24 protein-coding genes are annotated in these 23556 nt (G+C 63.9%); 12 read left to right on the top strand and 12 right to left on the bottom strand.

What is annotated here, in order from left to right:
* Positions 1–48: 48 nt before the first annotated feature.
* A complete protein-coding gene (locus IVB45_RS24370) occupies positions 49–222 on the top strand; it encodes a DUF1328 domain-containing protein (RefSeq protein WP_007602280.1) in 174 nt (57 codons plus the stop codon).
* 196 nt (positions 223–418) lie between these two features.
* Here IVB45_RS24370 and IVB45_RS24365 read toward each other — a convergent pair whose 3' ends face one another.
* The gene (locus IVB45_RS24365; protein ID WP_027567668.1) at positions 419–778 is read right to left on the bottom strand and encodes a DUF427 domain-containing protein; all 360 of its coding nucleotides are present in this window, start codon (positions 776–778) and stop codon (positions 419–421) included.
* Between the two features lie 211 nt (positions 779–989).
* Between IVB45_RS24365 and IVB45_RS24360 the strand changes: the two genes are divergently transcribed.
* On the top strand, positions 990–1226 hold the full coding sequence (locus IVB45_RS24360; RefSeq protein ID WP_007602284.1) for a BolA family transcriptional regulator: 237 nt from the start codon (positions 990–992) through the stop codon (positions 1224–1226).
* A gap of 24 nt (positions 1227–1250) precedes the next feature.
* Positions 1251–2444: a low temperature requirement protein A gene (locus tag IVB45_RS24355; protein ID WP_247362808.1), complete on the top strand. Its 1194-nt coding sequence runs from the start codon at positions 1251–1253 to the stop codon at positions 2442–2444.
* 25 nt (positions 2445–2469) lie between these two features.
* Here the strand turns inward: IVB45_RS24355 and egtD are convergent, their stop codons facing one another.
* On the bottom strand, positions 2470–3441 hold the full coding sequence (gene egtD / locus IVB45_RS24350; RefSeq protein ID WP_247362441.1) for an L-histidine N(alpha)-methyltransferase: 972 nt from the start codon (positions 3439–3441) through the stop codon (positions 2470–2472).
* A 52-nt stretch (positions 3442–3493) separates the two neighbouring features.
* Positions 3494–4786 carry an ergothioneine biosynthesis protein EgtB gene (egtB, locus tag IVB45_RS24345; RefSeq protein WP_247362439.1) on the bottom strand — a complete coding sequence of 431 codons (1293 nt, stop codon included), beginning with the start codon at positions 4784–4786 and terminating at the stop codon, positions 3494–3496.
* 241 nt (positions 4787–5027) lie between these two features.
* On the opposite strand from egtB, the gene grxD reads away from it, so the two are divergent.
* From grxD to IVB45_RS24325, 4 genes are read left to right on the top strand one after another with little or no spacing between them, the layout of a single operon-like run.
* Positions 5028–5354, top strand: coding sequence for a Grx4 family monothiol glutaredoxin (grxD, locus tag IVB45_RS24340; protein ID WP_063995769.1), 327 nt, complete (start codon positions 5028–5030; stop codon positions 5352–5354).
* Positions 5355–5357: 3 nt separating this feature from the next.
* Positions 5358–5909: an O-acetyl-ADP-ribose deacetylase gene (locus tag IVB45_RS24335; RefSeq protein WP_247362437.1), complete on the top strand. Its 552-nt coding sequence runs from the start codon at positions 5358–5360 to the stop codon at positions 5907–5909.
* A gap of 46 nt (positions 5910–5955) precedes the next feature.
* Positions 5956–7242, top strand: a complete 1287-nt coding sequence (locus IVB45_RS24330; RefSeq protein ID WP_247362435.1) for a serine hydrolase domain-containing protein — start codon at positions 5956–5958, stop codon at positions 7240–7242.
* A gap of 1 nt (position 7243) precedes the next feature.
* Positions 7244–8506 (top strand): serine hydrolase domain-containing protein, encoded by a 1263-nt coding sequence (locus tag IVB45_RS24325; protein ID WP_247362433.1) that lies wholly within the window; start codon positions 7244–7246, stop codon positions 8504–8506.
* On the opposite strand, the gene IVB45_RS24320 is transcribed toward IVB45_RS24325, so the two are convergent.
* The 7 genes from IVB45_RS24320 to murI form a co-directional block, all read right to left on the bottom strand.
* Positions 8507–9574, bottom strand: a complete 1068-nt coding sequence (locus IVB45_RS24320) for a threonine aldolase family protein (protein ID WP_247362431.1) — start codon at positions 9572–9574, stop codon at positions 8507–8509.
* A 63-nt stretch (positions 9575–9637) separates the two neighbouring features.
* Entirely contained in the window at positions 9638–9853 is a 216-nt protein-coding gene (locus IVB45_RS24315; RefSeq protein ID WP_247362430.1) for a hypothetical protein, read from the bottom strand.
* Between the two features lie 63 nt (positions 9854–9916).
* Positions 9917–10534 carry a 30S ribosomal protein S4 gene (gene rpsD, locus IVB45_RS24310; RefSeq protein WP_007602315.1) on the bottom strand — a complete coding sequence of 206 codons (618 nt, stop codon included), beginning with the start codon at positions 10532–10534 and terminating at the stop codon, positions 9917–9919.
* Between the two features lie 197 nt (positions 10535–10731).
* Positions 10732–11499 carry an acyltransferase gene (locus IVB45_RS24305; protein ID WP_247362428.1) on the bottom strand — a complete coding sequence of 256 codons (768 nt, stop codon included), beginning with the start codon at positions 11497–11499 and terminating at the stop codon, positions 10732–10734.
* 104 nt (positions 11500–11603) lie between these two features.
* Positions 11604–11987 (bottom strand): cupin domain-containing protein, encoded by a 384-nt coding sequence (locus IVB45_RS24300; RefSeq protein WP_247362425.1) that lies wholly within the window; start codon positions 11985–11987, stop codon positions 11604–11606.
* Between the two features lie 86 nt (positions 11988–12073).
* A complete protein-coding gene (locus IVB45_RS24295; protein ID WP_247362423.1) occupies positions 12074–12847 on the bottom strand; it encodes an aldolase/citrate lyase family protein in 774 nt (257 codons plus the stop codon).
* Between the two features lie 61 nt (positions 12848–12908).
* Entirely contained in the window at positions 12909–13706 is a 798-nt protein-coding gene (gene murI / locus IVB45_RS24290; protein WP_247362421.1) for a glutamate racemase, read from the bottom strand.
* A 173-nt stretch (positions 13707–13879) separates the two neighbouring features.
* Here murI and IVB45_RS24285 point away from each other — a divergent pair, with 173 nt between their 5' ends.
* Positions 13880–14431: a cytochrome b gene (locus IVB45_RS24285; RefSeq protein WP_247362419.1), complete on the top strand. Its 552-nt coding sequence runs from the start codon at positions 13880–13882 to the stop codon at positions 14429–14431.
* Positions 14432–14601: 170 nt separating this feature from the next.
* A complete protein-coding gene (locus tag IVB45_RS24280) occupies positions 14602–15243 on the top strand; it encodes a glutathione S-transferase family protein (protein WP_247362417.1) in 642 nt (213 codons plus the stop codon).
* 18 nt (positions 15244–15261) lie between these two features.
* Here the strand turns inward: IVB45_RS24280 and IVB45_RS24275 are convergent, their stop codons facing one another.
* Together IVB45_RS24275 and IVB45_RS24270 are read right to left on the bottom strand one after the other, a co-directional pair.
* Positions 15262–16068, bottom strand: a complete 807-nt coding sequence (locus IVB45_RS24275; protein WP_027567682.1) for a cyclic nucleotide-binding domain-containing protein — start codon at positions 16066–16068, stop codon at positions 15262–15264.
* A 278-nt stretch (positions 16069–16346) separates the two neighbouring features.
* Entirely contained in the window at positions 16347–17444 is a 1098-nt protein-coding gene (locus tag IVB45_RS24270) for a preprotein translocase subunit SecD (protein WP_247362415.1), read from the bottom strand.
* A 261-nt stretch (positions 17445–17705) separates the two neighbouring features.
* Between IVB45_RS24270 and IVB45_RS24265 the strand changes: the two genes are divergently transcribed.
* The 3 genes from IVB45_RS24265 (at position 17706) to IVB45_RS24255 (ending at position 23470) form a co-directional block, all read left to right on the top strand.
* Entirely contained in the window at positions 17706–19613 is a 1908-nt protein-coding gene (locus IVB45_RS24265; protein ID WP_247362413.1) for an acyl-CoA synthetase, read from the top strand.
* Positions 19614–19779: 166 nt separating this feature from the next.
* Complete coding sequence (locus IVB45_RS24260; RefSeq protein ID WP_247362411.1) at positions 19780–21621, top strand: caspase family protein; 1842 nt, start codon at positions 19780–19782, stop codon at positions 21619–21621.
* 40 nt (positions 21622–21661) lie between these two features.
* Entirely contained in the window at positions 21662–23470 is a 1809-nt protein-coding gene (locus IVB45_RS24255; RefSeq protein ID WP_247362409.1) for a caspase family protein, read from the top strand.
* Positions 23471–23556 lie beyond the last annotated feature (86 nt).

The following is a 23556-nucleotide window of genomic DNA, read 5'->3' as shown; positions in this document are numbered from 1 at the left end:
CAAAAGGGCTTGAGGGCCGCGACAGGCGGTCCAATTTCGGAGCTGGCGATGACGATCCTGAAATGGGCGCTGATCTTCTTACTTGTCTCGATCGTGGCCGGCGTGCTCGGCTTCACCGGCATCTCGGCCGCCTCCGCCGACATCGCCCGCTTCCTGTTCTATGTGTTCGTCGCGATTTTCCTGGTGCTGCTGATCCTGGGGCTCACGATCTTCAGGGCGTAGCGGGGTTCGCGTCGGCATTCCCAGTCGTCGTGCCCGGGCTTGCCGTCTTCGCTGAAGCTTCGCCGGCCCAACACCCGTAGCCCGGCGACGCCTTGGCGGAGCCGGGTCCCGGGCATCCACGTTTTTTGTATCCGCGGCAGCCAAGGGCGTGGATGGCCAGGACGAGCCCGGCCATGACGGCGGGCCCTATGTGGGCTTACCCCACTTCCTCGATCTTCACCTTGTCCGGGTAGAAGGCGAGATGACCGGAAATCTCGGTCATCGCGGGGAAGGGCGCCTCATAAGTCCAGATCGCGTTGTCCAGCGTCTTGCCGTCGGCCTTGACGCTGTAGTAGCTCGCATCTCCCTTGTAGGGGCAGTGGGTGACGCGGTCGGTGCGCTCCAGCAGCGCCATGTTGGCGTCCTGTCGCGGCACATATTGCACCGCCGGATATTTCGCCTCTTTCAGCGTCAGCGCCTTGGTGGTCTCGGCGATCACGATATCGCCGGCCGTGACCCGGACGCGCCGGGGATTTGGGGTGATGGTGATGGGGTGGTCGGGCCCTGGAAGTTTCATGATTTCACGCCTTTTTCGATCACTCTGCCGCGCGCGGCACTTTGTCGTGGCTTTATCCAGATCGGATCACCGATATAGTGCCGGAAGGCGTGACGTAGAAGGCCGTTCACGCTAAGTTTGGCCCCGCCGGCAAGTTTGGCTTTGCAGATCCGGACCCCGGCAGCGATTCGACGACAAGGCTGATTGCAGCCGAGACAGGAGCACGACCCGAATGCCAATGGACGCCCACGATATCGAGGCGATGATCAAGGCGGCGATCCCCGATGCCGAGGTGACCATCCGTGACCTCGCCGGGGACGGCGATCACTATGCCGCGACCGTGATCTCGGAGACCTTCCGCGGCAAGTCCCGCGTCCAGCAGCACCAGATCGTCTATCAGTCCCTGCGCGGCCAGATGGGCGGCGTGCTGCATGCGCTGGCGCTGCAAACCGGGGTGCCGGGCGCCTGATCCGATCGTGACGGGGGCATGACGATGGCTGCGGACAATCCTCGCGGCGCGATGTTTCGCGTCATCCTGCCGAACCAGCACAGCCGCGTCACCAATGCCGAGCTGTTCTTCGACCTGGTCTTCGTTTTCGCGATCACGCAGGTCTCGCACACACTGCTGCACCATTTCACGCCGCTCGGTGCGGTGCACGTCGCGGTGCTGTTTCTCGCGGTATGGTGGGTGTGGGTCTACACCGCCTGGGTCACCAACTGGCTCGATCCCGAACTGACGCCGGTCCGCATCCTGATCTTCCTGATGATGCTGGGTGGCCTCGTGCTGTCCACGACGATTCCGACCGCGTTCGAGGGGCGGGGCCTGTGGTTTGCGATCGCCTACGCAACGATGCAGGTCGGGCGCACCGCCTTCTGGATGTTTGCGACTCCGCGCCACCGAACGGCGGTCCGGCACAATGCGATCCGCATCCTGACATGGCTCTCGGTTTCCGCGATCTTCTGGATCCTCGGCGGCCTCGCCCATGACGAGGTGCGGCTATGGTTCTGGATCGTGGCGCTGACGATCGAATACATCTCGCCGGCAGTGCGCTTCTGGGTCCCCAAGCTGGGCTTCTCGTCGGTCGAGGCCTGGGCGGTCGAAGGCGGCCACATGGCCGAGCGCTGCTCGCTCTTCGTCATCATCGCGCTTGGCGAGGCCGTCGTCGTCAACGGCGCCACCTTTGCCGAACTGGACTGGACCGCGGACAACATTTTGGCCTTCGTCTCCGCGCTGGTCGGCAGCATCGCGATGTGGTGGGTCTATTTCCACAAGGGCGCCGAGGCCGGCGCCGAGCGCATCTCGAAATCCGCCGAATCCGGCCGTTTGGCGCGGCTCGCCTACACCTATCTGCACATGCCGATCGTCGCCGGCATCATCCTGACCGCGGTCTCCGACGAGCTGGTGCTGAAGCATCCGGTCGGGCATTCCGATATCAGGATCATCGTGAGCACGATCGGCGGTCCCTTGCTGTTCCTGGTCGGCACCATCCTGTTCAAGCATGCGATCCGCGGCTTCCTCCAGCTCTCGCACGGCATCGGAATCATTCTGCTTCTGGCGCTGTCGTGGTTCGCCGCCGAACTGTCCCCACTATGGCTGTCGGTCGCCGCGACGGTGATCATGATCGTCGTCGCGGTGTGGGAGTCGGTCTCGCTGGGATCGACGCCGGAACAAGCCGAGGAGCATTGAGCCGGCGCCATTGGCGCCGGAGCGCTTACTCTGCCGCCTCCAGCGCATGCACCGAGAACATCTTCGCGGCATCCGTCCAGCTCTCGCGCACCCGCCACCCTGCGCCCTGCGCCAGCGCGGCGAAGCGCTCGATGCTGTATTTGTAGCTGTTCTCGGTGTGGATGCTCTCGCCCGCGCGGAACGAAAAGCTGGTGCCGAGCAGGCGCACGGTCTGGCTCTTCTTGCTGATCAGGTGCATCTCGATGCGGTGCCGCTCGCGATTGTAGATCGCGCGATGGGTGAAGGCGGAGAGGTCGAAATTGCCGCCGAGTTCGCGATTGATCCGTACCAGCACATTGAGGTTGAAACGCGCGGTGACGCCGGCGGCATCGTTATAGGCGTCGTGGAGCAGGCGCTCCTCCTTCTCGAGATCGGCGCCGATGATCATCTGCGCGCCGCGGCCCAGGATAGCGCGTGCGCTCTTCAGGAAGGCCTGCGCTTCATGCGGCTCGAAATTGCCGATGGTCGAGCCCGGGAAGAACCCGACCTTGGGCATGGTCGCCACCGCCTTGGGCAGCTCGAACGGTGTGGTGAAGTCGGCCGCCACCGGGTAGATGCCGAGTGACGGAAAATCCCGCTTCAGGCCGTTCGCCTGCGCCGTCAGGAAGTCGCCCGAGATGTCGACGGGCACATAGGCCGCGAACTTGCAATGGTTGAGCAGCAGGCGAACCTTTGTGGTCGCGCCCGCGCCGAATTCGACCAGCGCCGCGTGCTCCGGAATGATCTTTGCGATCTCGCTGCCACGCTCCTTCAGGATCGCCAGCTCCGTGCGCGTCGGGTAATATTCCGGCAGCCGTGTGATCGCTTCGAACAATTCCGATCCGGCCGCATCGTAGAAATATTTCGGCGACAGCTTTTTGGGCTGCTGCGAGAGGTCCTCGATGGCCTCGCGGGCAAAAGCGGTGGTTTGTTCGTCGGGAAGATGGGCTTCGGCCAAAGCGCTGGCGTGCACATTCATGATACTCTCCTGAACGCGCTGTCCGGCGCGCATTTGTCGTCGGATGAGAATTTTACTCGTAGTCGGCGAGCCGCAGTCCCGTGAATTGCCAGCGGTGGTGCGGATAAAAGAAGTTACGATAGGTGATACGGCTGTGCCCCTCCGGGGTTGCAAGCGAAGAGCCGCGCAGCACCAGCTGGTTGACCATGAACTTGCCGTTGTATTCGCCGAGCGCGCCTTCGATGGCGCGATAGCCGGGGTACGGCGAGTAGGACGATCGCGTCCACTGCCAGACGATGCCGAACGCATCGTTGAGCTGGCCCGCGCGGGCCGCGACCTCCCATTCCATCTCGGTGGGCAGATGTTTTCCGGCCCAGCGCGCAAAGGCGTCAGCCTCGTAATAGCTGACGTGGCAGACGGGCGCGTCGGGATCGACCGGCTTGAGGGCGGCCAGCGTCATGACGTGCCACTGGCCGTCGATCTCGCGCCAATGGCCGGGGGCGTCCCAGCCCTCGTTGTTCACGGCCGCAAAACCGTCCATCAGCCACAGCGTTGCGGTCCGGTAGCCACCGTCGCGCATGAAGGCGAGCCATTCGCCATTGGTGACGAGATTGCGTGCGAGCTTGACCGGGCCGACGAGGGCGCGATGCGCCGGCTTCTCGTTGTCGAAATGAAAACTCTCGTCGACATGACCGACGGTGTGGATGCCTTCGTTCAGCGTCAGCCAATCCTCGCTGGCCGGCGTTGCGGCCGGGAAGCGCCAGTCCGGATCATAGGCCGGCGGGATCGGGTTCTGCGCGAAGGCGTGCAGGATGTCGGTGAACATCAATTCCTGATGCTGCTGCTCGTGGTTGAGGCCGACCTCGACCAGCGGCGCGATCTCGCGCAGCTTGTCCTCGCCGGCGTCGCGGAAGAATGTCACGACGGCAGCGTCGACATGTTTTCGATAGGCGCCGACCTGATCGGCGCTCGGACGGGTGATATCGCCGCGGTGATTGCGGGAATGGCGTGGGCCGGCGCTGACGTAATAGGAATTGAACAGGAAGGCGAAGTCAGGGTGAAAGGGCCGGTAGCCCGCACAGTGCTCGCCGAGCACGAATTGCTCCCAGAACCAGGTGGTGTGCGCCCGGTGCCATTTCGTCGGGCTCGCGTCCGGCATGGACTGGATCTGCTGATCCTCCGGCGACAGCGGTGCGGCCCGGCGCTCGGTCTCGTCGCGGACGTTGAGAAACGCGTCTTCCAGCCTCTGGGCAAGGCCGCCCAAATCGGCCGACGGTGACGGGGCGGGGGCCGTAACGGAGGCTGGTTTCGTCACGTTTTTCTCCAGACAGGACAAGAGAACGTTGTTGGCGTTGTCGGGTTCCAAAACGCCGGGTTCGTCCTAGATAGGGGCTCCGTGACGGTATGAAAGTCCTCCTCGGCTATGATATTCGTGCCATCATGCAATGGGCCGCTGCTGCCGAGAGCGGTCCGCCCAGGGACCGCTCGCCGCCATTTTACTTTGGATGCACAACGGTTTGGGCTACATATATAGGCAGGGATCGGGTTAGATCGGCTGAGCCAGCCCGAAGCAATTGGAGTGGGCTCCGCCCCAGAAGGACACGGATATGAGCATCGAGGAATTCATCGCCAACGAAGTGAAGTCGAACGACGTGGTTCTGTTCATGAAGGGCACACCGCAATTTCCGCAGTGCGGCTTCTCCGGCCAGGTCGTCCAGATTCTCGACCACATCGGCGTCGGCTATAAGGGCCTCAACGTTCTCGAATCCGCCGAACTGCGCAACGGCATCAAGGACTTTTCGAACTGGCCGACCATCCCGCAGCTCTATGTGAAGGGCGAGTTCGTCGGCGGCTGCGACATTGTCCGCGAGATGTTCCAGGCCGGTGAATTGCAGCAGCTCTTCTCCGAAAAGGGCGTCGCTGTCGCGGCCTGATAGGTGACCCAGCTAACGCGCCGGATCGGCGGCGCGGAGCTCAAGGTCATCGTCGCTGACATCACCACGCTGAGCGCTGACGCCATCGTCAACGCGGCCGACACGTCGCTGCTGGGTGGGGGCGGCGTCGATGGTGCGATCCATCGGGCGGCCGGGCCCGAGCTTCTGGCCGAGTGTCGGAAGCTCGGAGGATGCCCGACCGGCGATGCCAAGATCACGAAGGGTTACCTTCTTCCTGCACCCCATGTGATCCATGCGGTCGGCCCGGTCTGGCACGGCGGCACTCGCGGTGAGGCGCCGGCGCTGGGCTCATGCTATCGCCGTACGCTTGAGCTCTGCGGGGCCAATCGGCTGACCTCCGTGGCGTTCTCCGCGATTTCGACCGGGGTTTACGGCTTTCCGGCCGACCAGGCGGCGAAGATTGCGGTCCATGCGACAATTGAAGCCCTTCCCGCCGCGCCGCTGGTCGTCGACGTCATATTTTGTTGTTTCTCGGAAAAGAGCTCGACTCTGCACGCGGACGTTTTGGCGCGGTACGGCGGCCCTTGTGCCTGATGACGCGGTCGGTACACTCCGCCGGGCCATGTTCCGGGGAGGGGATATGATTTTACAGTCTGGACTGCGCGCGCTGGTCTGCGCCGCGCTTGTGTCGTTGGGTACGATGTCGCTCGCGCGGGCGGAGGGCACCTACGAGATTCCGGCCGGCGCGCATTTCAATCCGGACAAGCTCGCAAGGATCACCGAGTTCTTCAAGAACGAGGTCGCGACCGGCAAGATCGCAGGGGCAAACGTCCTCATCAAGCAACATGGCAAACCGGTCTACCACGAAGTCTTCGGCGTGCAGGACGCGGTCAGCAAGGCGCCGATCACGGACAAGACGATCTTCCGCCTGTTCTCGATGAGCAAGGCGATCACTTCCGTCGTCGCAGTGAAGTTGATCGAGGAAGGTACGATCAAGCTCGACGATCCCGTCTCGAAATACATTCCGTCCTTCGCCAACATGAAAGTCGGCGTCGAGAAGAAGGCCGAGGACGGCACCAAGTCGCTCGATCTCGTGCCGCCGAGCCGGCCGATGACGGTGCACGATTTGATGACGCACACTTCGGGCGTCACCTACGGCTTCTATGGCGACAGCCTGGTCCGCAAGGCCTATCGCGATGCCAACATCTATGCCGGCGATTTCGACCTCGCGGAGTTCGCCGAGCGAATCGCAAAACTTCCGCTGCACAACCAGCCGGGCGCGCTGTGGCAATACGGCCATTCCACCGACATCCTGGCGCGGGTCATGGAAGTCGCGGCCGGCAAGCCGCTCATCGAGATCGAGCGGGAGAAGCTGCTCGACCCGCTCGGCATGGTCGATACCGGCTTCTTCGTCACCGATCCCGAGAAGCAGAAGCTGCTGGCGCAGCCGGTGCCGAACGACAGCGATTTCCGGGTCGGGCGGATCAACGATCCGACGGTGATCAAGAAGATCCAGTTCGCCAGCGGCGGTATGGTGACGACCATGGCCGATTATGAGCGCTTTACGCAGATGCTGCTCAAGGGCGGCAGTCTCAACGGCAAGACGATTCTCAAGCCCGAGACGTTCAAGCTGATGGTGACCGACCAGATCGGCCCCAAGTCGGGCGTCGATCGCGATTATTTCTATTTCCCCGGCGATGGTTTCGGCTTCGGTCTTGGACTTGCGGTGCGCACCGACCCCGGCAACGCAAAACCGCCGCCGCCCGGCGATCTCGGCGAACTAAAATGGGACGGCGCCTCCGGCTGTTATTTCGTGATCGATCCCAAGCAGGACATGTTCTTCGTGCTGCTGGAGCAGACCCCGACCGAGCGCCAGCGCGTGCAGCGAACATTGAAGCAGCTGGTTTATGAAGCGATGGAGAACTGACATGTTCGGGCGCCGCGCATTGATCGCGGCGCTCGTCCTTCTCGCCGGCGGCATCGTTACGAAGGCAGGCTCGGAGAGACCTGCGGCCCGCACGCTCTCGCCTGCGGGGCTGGCGAAGGTTTCCGATTACATCCGCAACGAGGTCGCCACCGGCAAGATTCCCGGCGCCATCCTGCTGCTTCAGCAGCACGGCAAGCCGGTGTATTACCAGGATTTCGGCGTCCGCGACGTCGCGACCGAGTTATCGATGAGCGCGGACACGATCTTCCGCCTCTACTCGATGTCGAAGCCGGTCACCTCAGTCATGGCGATGATGCTGGTTGAGGAGGGCAAGCTGTCGCTCGACGATCCCGTCTCGAAATACATTCCCGCCTTCGCCGGCATGAAGGTCGGCATCGAAAAGAAGGCCGAGGACGGCAAAGTCGCCCTGGCGCTGGAGCCGCTGGAGCGACCCATCACGGTCAAGGATCTGCTGCGCCACACCTCCGGGCTGCCTTACGGCTATTACGGCGGCGGTATGGTGCGCGAGCTCTACGCGGACGCCAATCTCTTCAACAGCAATCTGACCAACGCCGAATTCGCCGCCAAGATCGCCACGCTGCCGCTGGTCGAGCAGCCCGGCACGGTGTGGGACTATGGCTATTCCACCGACGTGCTCGGCCGCGTCATCGAAATCATCGCGGGAAAGACGCTGCTGCAGTTCGAGAAGGAGCGGCTGCTTGATCCGCTCGGCATGACCGAGACGGCCTTCTTCGTCGCCGATCCCGCCAAATTCCCGCGCATCGCCGAGCCGATGCCGGGGGATCGCAATATCAATCCGACGACGCAGGTCCGCGACATCAGGCAGCCCGCGACATGGGAATCGGGCGGCGGCGGTATGGTCGGAACGGTCGGCGACTACGCCCGTTTCGCCCAGATGCTGCTCAACGGCGGCACTTATGACGGCCGGCGCTATCTCAAACCGGAGACCATCGCGCTGATGGCCTCGGATCATATCGGGCCGGAGACGAAGATCGCGCGCGACCAGAACTATTATCCGGGCGGATCTTCCGGCTTCGGTCTCGGCTTCGCCGTGCGCACCTCGGTGCCCCCCGGAACGGCGTGGCCGCTCGGCGAATATCGCTGGGACGGCGTCGGCGGCACGTTCTTCTTCATCGATCCCGAGGACCATCTGTTCGGGATCTTCATGGTGCAGACTCCGACGCAGCGCGGCCGGATTCAGCTGGCGCTGAAGACGTTGATCTACCAGGCGATGGGGCGGTGATTACGCTCCGCGCACGATCTCGCGGATATATCCGATCGTCTCTTCGATCTGGCTCGCATTGACGTCGAGATGGGTGCAGGCACGGATGCGGCCATCCATCATCGCAAGCGTCACGCCGCGCTGGCGCAGCGCCGCGACCATCTTGTCGCCGGGAATGCCGGCACCATCGGGCTTGAAGAACACCAGGTTGGTTTCGGGCTCCTGCACCTCGACGCCTGCGATCTGCGACAGTCCGCGGGCGAGCGCGCGCGCATTGGCGTGATCGTCGGCGAGCCGCTCGACATGATGGTCGAGCGCGTAGATGCAAGCCGCCGCGCAGATTCCGGCCTGTCGCATTGAGCCGCCGAGCCGCTGCTTCCACTGCCAGACCGCATTGATGAAGGCGCGCGAGCCCGCCAGCACGCCGCCGATCGGCGCGCCCAAGCCCTTCGAGAAGTCGATCCAGGCCGAATCCCAGCCCGCGGTCATGTCGCGCGGGGAGATGCCGCTCGCGACAGTGGCGTTGAGCAGGCGCGCGCCGTCCATGTGGGTGACGAGACCATGTTGTTTCGCGATCGCGACGATCTCGTCGAGCGCGGCCTTCTTCCAGACCGTACCGCCGCCGATATTGGCGGTCTGCTCGACGCTGACCACCGTCTGTGGCGGTTGGTAGCGCGTGCGCGGATGCAGCGCTCTGCGAAAGGTCTCCGGCGTGAACTGGCCGTCGGGTCCCTTCAACTGCGTGACCTGGAAGCCGCCGATCGCGGCATGCGCGCCGCCTTCGCGCGCGATGATATGGGCGCTCTCATGGGCGAGGATCTCGTCGCCGGGGCGGCAATGCACCAGCGTTGCGGTGACGTTGCACATCGTGCCTGACGGCATGTACACGGCGGCTTCCTTGCCGAGCAGCTCGGCGACGCGCTCGCACAGCGCATTCACGGTCGGATCGTCGCCGACCTGCTCGTCGCCGACCTCCGCCCGCGCCATCGCCTCGCGCATTGCGGGTGTCGGCTTTGTCTGCGTGTCAGAGAGCAGATTGATGCGCACTGGCGGCGCTTTGGGATCGATCGGGGGAGGGGTGTAGAGCATGGCTGGTCTCATTCTCTAGTCGAACAATGGCAACGTGTTGCGTGCGTGTCCCAATGACCTGAACTAGCCACGAGAACGTTGAGCGACGCGCTGTCGCGCGGCGAGCAGGATGTCATCTGGCGTGTCGGCAGCGAAGATATTGCAATCGGGCTGAGCGAACAGCCCCTGATATCGGCAGATCTGCTCGTCGCGGGAGAGGGCCTCCCACGCTCCGAGCGCCGCTTCAGTCGGCGTTGCCGAAGGATGAGTGTTGACGAGTTGGTCGGCCGTGCGAGACATCAATGGCATGCTAACAACCAAAAAGGCCCCGGAAAACCGGGGCCTTTGTCGATGCTGCAATTATCAGCGCGAATAGAATTCGACGACCAGATGCGGCTCCATCTGCACCGGGAACGGCACGTCGGAGAGGTGCGGGATGCGAATGTATTTCGCGGTCATCTTGCCATGGTCGACTTCGAGATAGTCGGGGGTGTCACGCTCGGAGAGCTGGCTGGCTTCGAGGACGTGAGCGAGCTGCTTGGAGGATTCCTTGACCTCGATAACGTCGCCGAGCTTGACCAGATAGCTCGAGATGTTGACCTTGCGGCCGTTCACCTTGACGTGGCCGTGGTTGATGAACTGGCGCGCGGCGAAGATCGTCGAGACGAACTTGGCACGGTACACGACCGCGTCCAGACGGCGCTCGAGCAGGCCGATCAGGTTCTCGCCGGTATCGCCCTTGAGACGGCTGGCCTCGACATAGATGCTGTGGAACTGACGCTCGGAGATGTTGGCGTAATAGCCCTTCAGCTTCTGCTTGGCGCGCAGCTGCACGCCGAAGTCGGAGAGCTTGCCCTTGCGGCGCTGGCCGTGCTGGCCGGGGCCGTATTCGCGGCGGTTCACGGGGCTCTTCGGGCGGCCCCAGATGTTCTGGCCCATACGGCGATCGAGTTTGTACTTCGCCTCACTGCGCTTAGTCATCGCGTCCTCTTCAGGTACTTGGTTTGAGGAAACGCGCCCTCCTGTGTGACGGGCTAGCCCGGCACTGACAGGTCCGATCCCCAAAGCTTAAGGGACAGGACCACGGGTCGCGAAACGCTTCGCGGGCCGAAATCGGCCCGCGAGCAAGCGGCTTTTAGGGGGATTTGGGGCTCGCTGTCAATGCGAATGGCCCGGACTCACGTCCCGACCGCCCGGATCGGCTTCGACCCGGCCGCCCGCAATTCGGCAGCGATTTCAGTGTTCAGGACCTGTTCCAGCCGGGTCAGGACCCGGGCGATCGGGGCGGCATCGGTGATCCGGTGATCCCAGCGGATCACGACATGGATGGTCTGGTCAGGCCCGACCATCCCATAGCTGACGATGAAGGGGCCGGGCGTGATCGGGTGAAGCTCGCCGCCACCATAGGCGGCCACCGAGCTCACCGCGAAGCTGCCGAACCAGTTGCCGCGCTGCCGGCCGAAATTCAGTCCTATCGCCCAGGACAGCCGCCGCAGCGGCAGCGGCAGACGGGTCACCCGCATGATCTTGCGGAACATGGGAATTTCATCGATCGGGGCGGTCTTGGCGCGCCGGATCTCGGCGTCGACCTCAGCCAGGGTCATGGCCTCGGGAGCCACGATTCGCTGCGGGATCACGCATTCCTCACCGCCCTCGACCCGGGCAATGGCCACCGACGCCACGCTCTTCGGGAGCTCGTAAAGCGACGGCCAGGGCCATTTGGCATAGACGGTACGCAGGACCGGCTCGTTCCTGGCGACCAGGGCAAAAGCCTTGACGAACATCGCCGCCCAGCCGGCTGGTGCCATCGCGCCCGCGCGGGCCTCCTGCAGGGGGCCGATATCGAGCGAACGGGACAGGGACACGAAGGGCACGCCCATCGATGCGTGCATGAGGTCGATAATCAGGCGACGCGGCAGCGAAATGGTCTTGGGCGTCCCGCGCATCGCTCTTTGGTTTCCCCTGATTAAAGTTTGTGCAGCGAGCGGGTTCCCGCTCGCCGCCTGCTCTAGCACGAACCAACCCGCATGGGGCCGGTCGGTTCGCCGCATCAGGGCGCCGGCGAGGCCAACGGCTTGGTCTTGTCGACGATGTAAACCCCAAGCACTTTCATAGCCTTGTCACCGTGGGCTTTGGCGTCATGCACGACGCCCGCCGGGATCTGGTAGGAATCGCCGGCTTTCAGCGTCTTTTCCGGCTGCCCGTCGATGAGGAGATTGAGCTCGCCTTCGAGCACGTAACCGGTCTCGATGCCCGGATGGGTATGGCGACCGGCCGCGCCGCCCGCCGGGACCTCCGCGATGGCGGTGATGGTGTTGTAGCCATCGGGAAATTCGACCTTCTGGAGCGGGGTGCGCTTGATGCCGGGCTGCTGGGCGAAGGCCGCAACAGCGAGGCCGGTGAAGGCGAGAGCGAGCAAAGTCTTTTTGAGCATGGTTTTTCCTCCCTGGAACGACTGACCCTAGCAGCGCCGTGGTTCCCGGCAAGACTCCCGGCAAAACTCCCGGCAAAGGCTCAAGGCTAGCGCTTGATCCCCTCGAACGCTGCCATGATGCCGCGCTGGAATAGGGACCAGTCAAAGCCGAGCGCGATCGCGCGGTAGCCGCGATCGACCAGGGCATTGGCCTGGTCCGCGGTACGCGCCACGCCGCCGATCGGTACGCCGCTCCTGAGGATGCCGGCCTCGGCCCGCGCCACCAGCTCCAGCAATTCCGGATCGTCCATCTGGCCGCGCTTGTTGATGGAGGTGGCGAGATCGCCGGGGCCGATCACAGCGACGTCGATGCCGGGCGTGGCCATGATCTCGTCGATGCGGTTGACGGCGTCGACGTGCTCGATGGTGATCATGCAGATCATCTCGTCGTCGGCGCTGGCCATGTAGTCCGGCATCGACTGGCCCCAGCGGAATGGTGCATGGAACGGACCCCAGAGCCGATCGCCGCGTGGTGGATAGCGCACGCAGCGCACCGCTTTCTCGGCCTCCGCGCGATTGGTGATCATCGGGAAATTGATGCCGAAGGCGCCGATGTCCATCGGTGCCTTCGCAAGCCACGGTTCGTTCGCCGCGATCCGCACCAGCGGCGTGCACGGTGTGCCGGTCGTGGCCGCGATCATCGCATGTGCTTCGGTCAGTCCAATCGGCCCATGCTCGAGATCGACGATGATCCAGTCGAGTGAGCGCGCCATGATCTGCACGGTCTGCACGCTCGGGATCGTCGCGATCGCGCCGAAGGCGGGACGATCCTCGCGCCAGAGCTGGCGGAGACGGTTGAGCGGCGTTGCGGGGACCGACATGGGAAGAACCTGCAGGAAACGACGAGGGCGGAGCCTAGCAGCGCGCCGTCGAGGCGCAAGCTCAGGCTGGAATCCGGCCGCCGAAGAACGGCATCAGCGTGGCCGAAAGGCCATGGACGCGGTTCGAGGTGAAGATCATCTCGGCGCCGGACTGCGCGATGCCACTGATCTGCGCGCCGAGCAGATCCGAGACGCGGCGGGCGATCGCGGGCGCCGGATCGATCCAGTCGACCGGCCAGGGCGCGAGCTTTTTCAGCCGGTCGAGCAGCAGTGGATAATGCGTGCAGGCGAGCACCACGGTGTCGGTGCGTGCGCCTGCGTCCCCGGCATCGCCGACGAAACACGGGGCGAGCTCGGCGAGGATGGCGTCGTCGCTGACGGGAGAACCGCTGAGCTCTGCTTCAGCCAGCGCAGCCAGCTCGGGCGAACCGACCAGTGTCACCTCGCAGCCTTGCGCGAAATCCCGGATCAGCGCCTTGGTGTATTCGCGCTTCACCGTGCCCTTGGTGCCGAGCACCGACACGCGCCGGCTCCTCGACTGCGCGCAAGCCGGCTTGATCGCCGGTACCGTGCCGACGAAGGGCAGGGAATAAGCGGCGCGCAGATGCGATAGGACCAGGGTGGACGCCGTGTTGCAGGCGATGACGACGAGGTCAGGATCATGCGTGCCGACCAATTCCCCTATCAGCGGCACCACGCGGGCGATGATCTCGTCCTCGCTGTGGTGGCCGTAGGGAAAGAAGGCGTCGTCCGCGACGTAGACGTAATGCGCGTCGGAGCGCGCGGCCACGACCTCACGCAGGACCGTGAGCCCGCCAAGGCCGGAATCGAACACCAGAATCGTCGGGGAATTGGTCACGTGATCACTCTAGCCGGACATGGTTACCATTCGGTTTTTGGGGCGGTTTTGCGGCAGGGGCGCTTAGGGCTAATTTGGACCGATTCGATTTCGCGATTGCCGCATAGACCCGATATCAGCTGCCGGACTGCGGCGCGGATAGGGACAGGCCCGCAAAACTCCGGAGAGCCGACATGATCAGAAATACCAGTCACGGCTGGGGCAGCATTTCCCGATGGCTGCACTGGGTTCTGGCGCTGACCATCATCGGCATGATCGGCTTCGGGTGGTGGATGAACCACATCCCGGCGCGTCCCGACCGCTTCTTCTACCGCTCGATCCACGCCGATATCGGCTATGTGATTCTGCTGCTCACGGTGCTGCGCCTGGTCTGGCGCCTCCTTAACCCGACGCCCGCCATGCCGGCCGAGACCTCGCGGTGGCAGAAGGTCGCCGCCCATGTCAGCCACGGCGCGCTCTACCTCGCAGTCATCGTCGTCACCATGCTCGGCTGGGCGCATTCCGGTGCGCACGCACCTGATTATTCGGACTTCTTCGGCCTGTTTCACGTGCCGCAATTCACCGCTCCCGACCGCGCGGTGGCGGCCGCCTATGAAGACCGCCACATCCTCTTTGCCTATGTGCTGCTCGCCTTGATCGCGGTTCACGTGATCGCCGCCCTCTGGCACCACTTCATCCGCCGCGACCGCGTCGTGGCGCGGATGGTGACAGACGAGGCGGGGTAGGGCGGGCATGGGAGGAAGCATCGGGCCTGCTGCCTCCGCATCGTCATTGCGAGCGCAGCGAAGCAATCCAGGATCTTTCCTAGGTGGCAGTCTGGATTGCTTCGCTGCGCTCGCAATGACGGAGTAAGATGTGGGTCACGAACTATCCAATTGCGATCGCAGGAGGCCTCATGCTCACCGTCCATCATCTCGGCAAGTCGCAGTCCGAGCGAATCGTCTGGCTGTGCGAGGAGCTGGCGATTCCCTACGAGCTGAAGCGCTATGCGCGCGATCCCGTCACCATGCTGGCTCCGGCCGAGTACAAGGCGCTGCATCCGATTGGGGCGGCGCCGGTGATCACCGACGGCGAACTGGTGCTCGCGGAATCCGGCGCGGTCGTCGACTACGTCGTTGCAAAATATGGCAACGGCCGACTCGTGCTCGAGCCCACTGATCCCGCCTTTGCGCAGTTTCTGTATTGGCTTCACTTCGCCAATGGCACCCTGCAACCCGGCATGGGGCGGATGATGATCCTGAGCCGGCTCGATCTCGCCAAGGACAATCCGACCCTGCTCGCGATGAAGGGGCGTCTCGATCGAGCCTTCGATCTTCTCGACGCAAGGCTTCGCGAGGCCGAATACCTTGCGGGCAGCGCCTTCACGACCGCCGACATCATGACGGTATTCTCGCTCACCACCATGCGCTACTTCCAGCCCTATGACGTGTCGCGCTGTCCCAACGTGGTCAAATATCTCGGCCGCATCAGCGCGCGGGCGGGCTATCGGCGTGCGATGGAGAAGGGCGACCCGGGCATGGCGCTGCTGTTGAACTGAGCGGCGAGGGGCAATCGATCACGCGATCCTGTTCGTGGTGGCCGCGCGCTCCGACGCCAGCTGCTTCTGGAGGCGCTCGATGTTCTGCAGCAGGCGCTGGCTGGTCAGCACCAGGAAGTAGTAGCCGAATTGCGGATCCTGGAAGTAGATCTCGAGCAACCGGTCATAGGTAATCGTCAACACCTGCCCGTCTTCGATGCATTCGATCGTTCCGGTGCGCCGGTTGCCCGGCGTGAGGAAGCCGAGCTCGCCCATCAGCGCGCCCGGCATGATCTCGATATTGATCTCCTTGACCAGGAACTTGCCGGTGACCGTGAGGAGCATCTCCTTGGCTGGATCGCCCAGTTTGAACAGCGTGTCGCCGCGGCGATATTTGCGTTCGGTCATGAACGGCTTGAGCCATTCGATCGACATGTCGCCTTCGGCCGCATGGCGCGCCTTCTTGACGAGCTTGAGCATCTGCCGCAGGCGCAAGGCGTTGATCGGTAGCAGCAGGAGATAGAGCAGGAAGGTCGAGACGTTGGCAGAGAGCGCACCGAAGACGGCGAAGAACGCGCAGCCGACCATGTTGGCGACGCGCAGCGGAACCATCGTCCGCATCAGGAGGGTGGCGACGAAGAAGCCGGCGCCGACCGCGGCAAACATATTGGCCAGCGTGATGTTCTGGACGAAGATCTCCAGCATCCGATTGAAGATCGAGTCATAGGTGACGTTGTTCGGATCGAGGCCCATCTGGACCAGGATCTTCGCGATCCTGAGGTTATCCGTCGCCGCCTCGAGAATGCGGTCGAGGATCGACGAAATGTCTGCGCTGCCGGACGGCATGGTACTATCCCCGCGTAAGGCCTTCAGTCACGGTCGGTCTTCTCGACACCTATAGCCGAAATCGAACGACGACCGCTTGAATGAAGCTTTGGGCCGCCGTGCCGCAAGAGGCAAATTTTAGCCTGATCGGGCGTTTCGGCAATTGCCTGTTTGGCGGTGGGTATGGCCGTGGTGCGCCCGCGATTCGGGGCTCACCGGGTACGAGCCTCGGCGTGGTGGACCTCGGCGCCGGATAGGGCGGGGCGGGACCAGGCGTGGGCGTGGGGCGATCCCCGCTCTTAGGGTTTGGCGGCGGGCTGCACGACCTGCTGCTCGACCAGGCTGAGGTGCCCGGGCAGCGAACCGGCGCGCAGCAGCATGGCGACGCCATTTGCTTCCTCCAGGGTGAAATTGCCGGAGATCTGGCCCGAGCCGCCGGTGATGGGCTCGCGGATCACGGGGGCGGAGATCACCTTGCCGTCGAGCACGATGGCAAAGGGCTTTGCAATATTCTCTTCGGTGATGTGGGCAAAGCGCCGCGTGCCGCGGCCGTTGAAGCGGAACGAGGCAATCGGCTCTTTCGTGGCGCTTGCAAACCCCGGGCCCGCATAGCTGATGTCGTCGCCGTCGAGCACGCTGTCCTTGGCGACCAGATAAAGGCTCTTGTCCTTGAAGCCGGGCAGGACTTCCGTGCCAGCCGGCGGCGTGCCGGATTGCGCTTGGTCCGGCGGCATCGAGAGGTCGATCAGGCGGAAGCCGACCTTGACCCTTCGGGCGAACACCGCGGTGACGCGCTCGGGCTCCATCACACCGGGCAGGAAGATACGGATGCGCTCGGTCCCATCGGGCTGGACGCTGGCGAGCTGGACGCCGGCCTCCTTCAGACGCTGCTCGATCATGGCGATGGCATCTTCGACGAGCTCGTGCAGCCGCGCGGCGGATGCCGCATTGGTCGGGGCAAGCCTGACCATTCCGTCGCCGCCGTCGGTCACGGCGAGTGCATGCGACGGCAATCCCTCCGCGGCCGACGCGAGCTTGCGCGCGAGTTGTTCGCGGCCTTTGGCGTCCGCGATCTTCAACTCGACGCCGCCGTCACGGATGGCAAGGCCGGAGAAGGCGATCTTGCCGTCGCGCAGGTTCTTGTAGACGTCGTCGCGCAAATCCGTGACGACGCTCTCGCGCAGGCCATCGGTGTCCACCTTGTAGACGATGCGTGACCCGCCGAGCTTCTCCATCTTGTCGCTGATGAAGGCCGAGATCTTGGCGCGCATCTTGTCGATCTGGCCGTCCTCGGCGTGTGCCGCGCGGGGCAGGGCGAGCACCGATGTCATGATCCCTGCTGTCACGGCGAGCGCGATGAACAGCCGGGTAGCGCAATCCCGCGGGAGCGTAGTCATGATCACCTCAAGTCTTGCGCCAGGGCGCTGGCAAGGACACCGGCATGTGAGTCCAATGCCAGTTCTTGGTCCCCGGATCTGGCGCGCAGGTTCAAAAGCCTCTCACCAGAGCCCCGATTACGGCGGCCGTTAGGTCATGGACGAAGGCCAAATCATCCATCATTCTGCCCGTGCTCGGCCGGCCATCGGTCGAGGTCTCGCCAACCCAAAAAGTCAAAAGACAGGGCGCGGGGATATGCATCTGAGGGAGGACGGAATTCCATGGCGGGCATCCACGCGCTCGATCGGCTCATCGGCAGCGACTATCCAGACCTGGCGACGGACGCAGAGGTTCGGGCGTTCGAGCAGGTCCCTTACGCCGATCGCGTCGCGGCCGAGAGCACTTACGAGGCCATCAGGCTGGGTGCGGCCCGTAACCCCGACGGGCCGGCGCTCCAGTTCCTGCAAAACGCCGATCCCGCCGACACGCCGGTCGTGGTGACGTACCGTGATTTCATCGCGCGCGTCACACAGGCCGCCAACATGTTTCACGCGCTCGGCGTCGAGAAGGGCGACGTCGTCAGCTTCATGCTGCCGCTGGTGCCGGACGCCTTCGTGACGCTGTTCGGCGCGGAGGCCGCCGGCATCGCCAATCCCGTCAATCCCCTGCTGGAGCCGCACCAGATCGCGGAGATCCTTGAGGCCGCGAACACAAAAGTCCTGGTGGCGCTCGGGCCGATGCCGGGCACCGACATCTGGCAGAAAGTCGAGCAGATCAGGCCGCAACTCAAGCACCTCAAGGCGATCGTGCAGGTGTTCGGTGCTGGCGATCCGGCGAGGGGAATCCTTACGTTCAACGACCTGATCAGGCAGCAGCCTTCAGACCGCCTTATCAGTGGGCGCAAGATTCTGGGCAGCGACATCGCCGCCTATTTCCACACCGGCGGCACCACCGGCACGCCAAAGCTGGTGCGGCACACGCATGCCAACCAAGTGTATCAAGCCTGGGCGCTCAATCTGCTGCTGAAGTCGAAGCCGGGCGCCAACATGCTGTTCGGCATGCCGCTGTTTCACGTCGGGGGCTCATTGACGCAGGTGCTGACGACGCTCTCGGCCGGCGGTTCGCTGGTCGTGCTGTCGCCGAGCGGATGGCGCAATCCGAATGCGGTCAAGAACATCTGGCAACTGGTCGAGCGCTTCAAGCCAGAAGCGCTGTCGAGCGTGCCGACGGTGCTCGCCGCAACGCTCGCGGTGCCGCCTGGCGATGCCGACATCTCCAGCCTGAAATATGCAGCCGGTGGCGGCTCCGCGATCCCGGTCGCGGTGGGGTCTGCGATCCAGGACAAGCTCAAGCTGCCTGTCGTCGAGGTCTACGGCATGACCGAGACCTCGAGCGTTCACACGTTGGCCTATCCGTCACGGCCGATCCGACTCGGTTCGGTCGGCCTTCCCATGCCTTACGCGCGGGTCCGCATCGTCCAGCTCGATGCTGACGGCAAGCTGATCCGCGACTGCGCGCCGGACGAGATCGGCGTCGTCATCATGGCCGGGCCCGGCGTGTTCGGCGGCTATCTCAACGACGAGCACAACAAGGGTGCTTTCGTCGACGAGGTCTGGGTCAATTCCGGCGATCTTGGCCGGCTCGATGCTGACGGTTATCTCTGGATCACCGGCCGCGCCAAGGATCTCGTGATCCGCGGCGGCCACAACATCGATCCGGCACCGATCGAGGAGATCATGTTCCGCCATCCCGCCGTCGGCTTTGCGGCGGTGGTCGGCCAACCCGACGCCTATGCCGGCGAACTGCCGGTGGGATATGTGCAGCTGAAGCAGGGCGCGACCGTCGAGCCGGGGGAGCTGGAGACGTGGGTGCGCGAGCGTACTCCGGAGCGCGCGGCTGTCCCGGTGCAGGTCATCCCGATCGATCCGATGCCGGTGACCGGCGTCGGCAAAGTGTTCAAGCCGCAGCTGCGCTGGGACGCAGCCCAGCGCGTGTTCACGAAGGTGCTGACACCCCTCACTGAGCGCGGCATCGACTGCAAGGTCAGGGTCGGCGCTCACGGCAGCCACGGCTCGATCGCCACCGTGACGCTGGCGGGCCTGCCGGCGGATAAGCGCGAAGCGGTTGCGCGCGAGGTGCACGCACTGCTTGCACCGTTCGTGATGCGCCACGAGGTGGTGCAGATGTAACGGAACCAACGGACGGCTTCGGTGTCAGCTCGAAAGCAGGGCGACGCTTCGCTGCATTAGCCATACCCCCGATAGAGCCCCCTATGTGACAAGTATCACATAGGAAGAATTGGCAATCGGCGATGCTACCGAATAGTCTCATGGAATTGCATCCGGGGGGACGCAAGTGATTCCGTTTCGGATATTTGCTTTGTTGATTTTGGCCATTGGCCTCGCCTGCGGACCGGCCCATGCGGACCGGCGGGTGGCGCTTGTCATTGGCAATTCCGCCTACAAGAGTGCGCCCAAGCTCGGCAATCCCGTCAACGATGCCACTCTGGTCGGCGGCATGTTCAAGAAGGCCGGCTTTGATTCCGTCGACGTCAGGTTGGATCTCAGCGCGAGCGAGATGCGGCGCATGTTGCGTGAGTTCGCCGGCAGGACCCGCGATGCCGACATGGCCGTGATCTATTACGCCGGCCACGGCATCGAGCTGGAAGGCACAAACTATCTCATTCCGATCGACGCGACGCTGGAGACGGATGGCGACGTGCTCGACGAGACCATCCCGGTGGAGCGTGCGCTGTTCGCGGTCGAGCCGGCCAAGCAGCTGCGCCTGATCATCCTGGACGCGTGCCGCGACAATCCGTTTTCCAAGACCATGAAGCGGACGCTGGCCTCGCGCGCGATCGGACGCGGGCTTGCCAAGGTCGAGCCGACCAGCCCCAACACCATGATCGCCTTCGCCGCGAAGGCCGGTTCGACCGCGTCTGACGGTGACTCCAGGAACAGCCCGTTCGCCGTCGCTTTGGTCGAGCACCTTCCCAAGCCGGGCCTCGACCTGCGCAAGGCGTTCGGCTTCGTGCGCGACGACGTGCTCAAGAGCACCGGCTACAAGCAGGAGCCCTATGTCTATGGCTCGCTCGGTGGCGACGACGTACCGCTGGTCGCGACCAAGCCGGCCGCGACCGGTCCGCAGGCCAATCCGCAGGATTCTATTCGCAGGGATTACGAGCTCGCGCTGCAGCTTGCCACGCGCGACGGCTGGGAAGCCTTCCTGGCGCAATATCCCGAGGGGTTCTATGCCAATCTGGCCAAGGGCCAATTGAACAAGATCGGCGCCGAGGAGACGCGCGCGTCGGCCGAGCAAAAAGCTAATGCGGCCGAACAGCAGAAGGCAAGGCTTATTGCCGAACGCGCCCAGAAGGCCGAGCAGGACAAGGCGGCGGCGGCAGCTAAAGCCGCCGAAGAGGCCCGGATCGCGGCGGAGAAGCAGAAGCAGATCGAGCAGGCGCGGACTGATGCAGCCGAGCAGCAGCGCAAGCTGGCCGAAGCCGCTGCGGCGAAAGCGCAGGCCGAGAAGCAGGCTGCGGAGAGGGCCAAGGCCGAGCTTGCCGCCGAGAAGGCGGAGCAGGTGGCAAAGCCGACGGCCGATCGGCAGATGCCTGAGGTCGAGCAAAAAGTTGCAGCTCTTGCGCCGGCGCCGGCATCCACATTGTCGGCGGCTGATCTGACAAAATCCGTGCAGAGCGAACTGCGCCGTGTCGGCTGCTTTGCCTCGGCTGCGGACGGCGACTGGAATTCAGCCTCGCAGCGCTCATTGACACTGTTCAACAAATATGCCGGCACCCAGTTCGATGCCAAGCTTGCAAGCGTCGACGCCCTCGAAGCGCTGAAGGCAAAGCCGGGGCGGGTCTGCCCGCTTGTCTGCAATTTCGGCTTCAAGGCTGACGGCGATCAATGCGTGAAGATCACCTGCCGGGCCGGCTATCGCGTCGGTGACGACAATGAGTGCGAGAAGGTGCAGGAGAAAAAGCCAGTTGCGACGCGCGAGGATTCGCGGAGGCGGGATACGGATCGAAAACAAACGGAGGCTGCGCCATCGACGCCGCAGGCAACGGGACAGATTTATTGCAGCTCTGCCGGATGCAGGCCGGTGCAGAAGGGGTGCAGGCTGGTGAGTGGGGCCATTCCCGGAAGAATGAGCCCAAATGGCGCGACCGGCGGCAACTATGAGGTGTGCAATTAGTGTCGAGACGAAAATGGGATGACCTGGACTGGGCGATCGTATGAACGTCTTTCGAGTTCTTTTGATATCTGTCTTCGCCGTCTGGCTCGCTAGCGGATCTGCGCTCGCCGACAGACGGGTCGCGCTCGTGATCGGCAATTCCGCCTACAAGAACGCGCCGCGGCTCGCGAACCCGGTGAACGACGCCGGGCTGGTCGGCGGCATGTTCAGGAACGCAGGCTTCGATACGGTCGAGATCAGGCTGGACCTCAACGCCAGCGAAATGCGGCGATCGCTCCGCGAGTTCGCGGCCAGGACGCGCGATGCCGACATGGCCGTGATCTACTATGCGGGCCACGGCATCGAGCTGGACGGAAGCAACTATCTCGTTCCGACCGATGCCATGCTGGAAACCGACGGCGACGTCCTCGACGAGACGATCGCACTCGATCGGGCGCTGTATGCGGTCGAACCGGCCAAACAACTTCGTCTTGTCATCCTCGATGCGTGCCGCGACAACCCATTCGCCAAGACGATGAAGCGCACCCTGGCCTCGCGCGCGATTGGTGGCGGGCTTGCCAAGGTCGAGCCGACCAGTCCGAACACGATGATCGCCTTTGCGGCCAAGGCGGGATCGACGGCGTCGGATGGCGACTCCCGGAACAGCCCGTTCGCGGTCGCGTTGACCGATCATCTGCCGAAGCCCGGGCTCGACCTGCGCAAGGCGTTCGGGTTTGTCCGTGACGACGTCCTGAAGAAGACCGGCAACAAGCAGGAGCCGTATGTCTATGGCTCCCTGGGCGGCAGCGACGTGCCGCTGGTGCCGGCAAGGCCCGCCGCAGCCGGTCCGCAGGCAAATCCGCAGGACAGTGTGCGCAAAGACTACGAGCTTGCCCTCCAGGCCGGCCTGCGCGAGGCCTGGGAAGCATTCCTCCAGACCTATCCGGACGGCTTTTACGCCAATCTCGCCCGCGTGCAGTTGAAGAAGATTGCCGCCGAGGAGGATCGCACGGTGGCGACGGAGAAGGCGCGTCTGGCCGAACAGGAAAAGGCGAGGCTCGCAAGCGAACGAGCCCAGAAGGCCGAGCAGGAGAAAGCCACCGCCGCGGCGAAAGCCGCGGAAGAGGCGAGGATCGCGGCCGAGAAGGCCAAGCAGATCGAGCAGGCCAAAGCGGAAGCGGCCGAACGAGATCGCAAGGCGGCGGAAGCCGCCGCGGCCAAGTCGCTCGCGGAGAAGCGGGCGCTCGAGAAGGCGGCGACCGATGCCGCAGTGAAGCAGGCGGCGGAAAAGCAGGCGGCTGATGCCGAGAGCAGGAAGGTGGCCGCGCTGGCGTCGCCGCCAAGCTCCCCGCTGCCCGGCGATCTCGCGAAATCGGTTCAGAGCGAACTGCGCCGCGTCGGCTGTCTTTCGGCCGCCCCCGACGGCGACTGGAACGCCGCAACGCAGCGCTCTCTGACGTTGTTCAACAAATATGCCGGCACCCAGTTCGACGCGAAGCTCGCGAGTGTCGACGCACTCGATGCGCTGAAGGCAAAGCCGGGACGCGTCTGCCCGCTCGTATGCAATTTCGGCTTCAAAGCCGACGGCGATCAATGCGCAAAGATCACCTGCCGGGCCGGCTATCATGTCGGCGATGACAACGAATGCGAGAAGGTGCCGGAGAAGAAGCCGGTGGCGACGCGCGAAGATTCAAGAAGGCGAGATCAGGACCGGAAGCAAACGGAGGCTGCGCCGTCGACGCCGCAAGCCTCGGGGCAAATGATCTGCAACAACGCCGGATGCAGGCCGATCGCCAAGGGATGCCGGCTCGGGACGGCCAATCATCCTTCGAATCCCGCCGCGAAAATACCGGCCGAAATCTGCAATTAATAATGAAGCATAACTTCGGACTTCAGCCAGCCATCGGGCTCAGAGCTTGGGCTTCACACTGCTGGTAGACTTTGCGATGCAGCACC

The organism is Bradyrhizobium sp. 4 (assembly GCF_023100905.1).
Lineage (GTDB): Bacteria > Pseudomonadota > Alphaproteobacteria > Rhizobiales > Xanthobacteraceae > Bradyrhizobium.
Note: the sequence above shows the minus strand (reverse complement) of the source record. Positions and strands in the feature narration are given on the sequence as shown.